The following is a 3,362-nucleotide window of genomic DNA, read 5'->3' as shown; positions in this document are numbered from 1 at the left end:
GCTCATGCCGCGCAAGCAGCGCGGCTTGGAAGTGTTGCGGATGGAGTTCCGGCGATTTCTGCAGAGCTTTATACTCATCCCCGCGCAGATCGTGCGGACCGGTCGGCGAATTATCTATCGGATCCTTGGCTATAACGAACATCTGCAAGACTTTTTTGCCACCTTCGAGCGGATCCGGCGGCTGGCAGTGAGCTAAAAGCGGGAATTCCGGTTTACCAAGGTCGTAGTCCAGAGGAAAAAGGGGTGAACTATGTCTACGGCTTGCGGCAACCGCGATAAACAGCCCGGATCAGCCGGGAGCAAGAGCTCTGGAGAACGATTTTGGAAGCTAACGAGCCACCAGCCTGGCTGCATCAGCGGCGTTGGCGTGGTGAAAACGCTCATAGATCAACATTTGCTTCATTCACGCACAACAAACATCCAACCTCGCTTATTTTGGGACTAGTGGCGAGGATCGCAGTCGCCTTGTTTGCGGAGTCCGGAAGCTTGCGTACAAAGGCCATTGCCGATTCCGGCTCGCGTTCGGCCCATCCTCCCACCGCTGCGGTTAAAGCGGCATTGCGGGCGTAGGGGGGAAGTGCGAGGGCTCGCTGCGCCGCACCCGCACCGTCGCGCTCCGCCCACTTCACAAAAATGGGGCCGTAAGCATTGCTGCCCTCCGCTTCGCGCGCATTGCTTTCGAGAAACCGCAGCGCGGCCTCGGGATCTTTCTGGGCGAGACCTGTTACAATCCCGTCGATGACGTACCGCCGCTGCGGTCCCTTTGGATGCGCGAGCGCCCATGCGGCCGCTGCCTCCGGCTGTGCAGCGGCCCATTCAGCCGCCGCAGTTATCACGGGAGAGCTACCGAATTCCCGTTCGCGTATACCAAGGCTGTATTCCATGGCCGCTTGCGGTTCGATCTCCACCCACCGGGTGATGATTGCCATTACCAAGTCCTTTCGCAATTGACGCCCCCTGGTGTTCGCGTACTCCAGCGCTGCAGGGATCTCCGCAAGGCTGAGATCAGCGATCACGTTCATTGAGTCGCGGTAACGGCGCTTCTCACTCGGCGCATCCATTGCTGCGGCGAGCCTCGCTTCAACCTCGCCCCCGCGGACCTCAGTCGGTGTGGATTCCTGCACGGCGGCTTCAGGTGTTACGCCAGCGGCATTTGGCAGCGATCCACCAACGGCGGGAGCTGCGAGCGTGTATCGGTCAAATGTGCCATTTACTGCCGAACGCTCGCTCGTCCCTTGTCCAAGGAAAAAGCCGATTTCCGAGGCACCAAGTGCCGTGCCGGCGATCAGGAGCCAAGGACGTAAAAGCACATCAACCTTCACCGGATAACCAGTCGTTCGAGTTTGGGGTCGTGCGCAAGCTTCCTAGAACGCTCGCGAACACTGACTCTCGATCCTTGGGCGTCCGTTTGCATGGAGGTTTTGACTGCGAATACCACAGAGTTCGCTGACTCGGCATTTCCGATTGCCCCCCCTGGTGCGGCTCAGACGTTGGTGGAGTCCAGCGCGCGACCGGCACCAGGTCGCCTGCTTGGCCACGTTCAAAGGTCCGCGGCTGCGCCCGCTGCCCATCATTACTGATGAAACCGCGCGCCACGCGCATAAAGGACGGGCTCATCGCGACAGCGCCCCTCGTCGGCCGAGTTGCTGCGGATGCTGGAATCGCGGGCGCCTGATGCGGATATTGGCGTCCGGTGCGCGGCGGTGCGAGCGTGAGCTGGAAGCGCACGAAAGGCGCGAAAGGGGAACTCACGAAGTGGTCTCGAATCAGAGTCGCCAGTGCAGTGCATTCGTAGCTGCCGTCGAGGACGCCACGATTGTGCCGCCCTCTAGTCCCTAAACAAGCGTGGTACCTCGCTTATTTTAGGTCTAGTGCCACCCGCATGCCGCAAACCGGCTCAGTTGAAAGATCAGTGTCTTCGGCATGGGGGGCGGCTTTCTCCCACCCCGATCGCCGCTTGCCCCGCCCGGCACGGCTGATACACTGTTTTGCTTTACGCGACTCCGCGCGTCTCCCGTGAAATACACCACAGCAACGATTGCCGCCAGCACACTCCTTGCATGTGCGGTGATAGCAAGAGCAAACGAGTATCTGCCGGGAAAACATGATAGCGAAGCCCTGCGGCTTCGTCGGAGTATGTCTGAAGCGATCCCTCTGCGAACCACGGCGCTCAAGGACATCGCTCCTGAGTTTGCTGTCGAAAAACAGGACGGTCTTACGTGGGAGGAAGCGGTCGCTGAAGCCAGCGCCCGCTTCGGCAGACGGCAACCAAGGAGAGCTGCCTTTTGCGAAAGTATCTCGGGAGAGGATCGCCGGAAGCGCAGCTCAGAGAATTGCAATTAGCCGAGTCCGGTGCTTCCGGATCAACCGGAAGCGCCACGAGCATCGAATTCATCTTTGGGCAACTCTGGAGATGTGGACGTCGGACAACCGGAAGCGGAATTGAGGTGCTGCGGGACCAGATTAAGCGCTATCGTGGTTATGCCAGAGATTAGGAACAGCGAATCGACATCACCGCAACTCGCTGCCAAGATACTCTTGCGGCGGATTGTCACTGCGGGTGTTCTACTCATCCCCAGTTATCTCACCTTTGTGGCCCGCAAACCGGTGCTTCTCTATGTCGCACTCCGTCATCGGACGGACGTCGATCCTCGATTGTTAGCGACGTCTATTTGGGAGCTTGTAGCAATGCTGTTGCTTTCTGGTGCTACTTACATCTGTATAGAGAGTGCTCTATCTTCTCGGTTTCATGTAAACACTGTGACACGGATCGGTTTGCTGATACTGATCCTGAGCCCTCCATTCGTCGTGCTTTGGCTTGTGTTTACGCCCGGATAATACGCTAATGACGCCCATTAAAAACTACGCGGGTCAGGAATGTGACACGCGATGGACGGGACTGCTGCGCTGTTAGCAGAGTCTAACTTTCGTCCGGCGTTTAGGGCCGATCCTGCGCGGTGGACTATCGCAGCGAACGCCGTTCGGTTCCTCTCCAGAGTACCCTCCCACGCGAAACTGCCGAGCTTTTCGCTAGGAGCCCGCGGATCCAAGCGAGAGACCAGGCGCGTCCACGCCTACTCGGGCCGCGAAGCGTCGCGATCCTCAACGCCCTGCTCCGGCGCCGTGACATCGCGTTCTGCGGCAACATTTGTGGATGTGGCTTGCGGCTCATCGAAGCACTCCCCCACGTTGATCTTGTCAATCCACGCTCTGCGTAGGTTGAGCTTACCCCAGCGAAGCTTTTCGCGCTAAAAGGAGAACATGCAATGGCTCGGCACCGTGATCGCGTCACCGTCCCGCAACAGAATGTCTGAATTCTTTCCCGACCGGACGCTTTTCAGATCTATCCTGATCTTCTCGGG

General features: G+C 58.6%; 2 protein-coding genes. One reads left to right on the top strand and one right to left on the bottom strand.

The genetic code is table 11. The annotated features are described in order from the left end of the window. A partial coding sequence (locus M3436_20190) for an IS1380 family transposase (GenBank protein MDQ3566293.1) occupies positions 1-196 on the top strand: 196 nt, incomplete at its 5' end. A gap of 184 nt (positions 197-380) precedes the next feature. Here M3436_20190 and M3436_20185 read toward each other — a convergent pair. Then, positions 381-1,310 (bottom strand): hypothetical protein, encoded by a 930-nt coding sequence (locus M3436_20185; protein ID MDQ3566292.1) that lies wholly within the window; start codon positions 1,308-1,310, stop codon positions 381-383. Positions 1,311-3,362 lie beyond the last annotated feature (2,052 nt).

It is taken from the genome of Pseudomonadota bacterium, from assembly GCA_030859565.1.
Lineage (GTDB): Bacteria > Pseudomonadota > Gammaproteobacteria > JACCXJ01 > JACCXJ01 > USCg-Taylor.
Note: the sequence above shows the minus strand (reverse complement) of the source record. Positions and strands in the feature narration are given on the sequence as shown.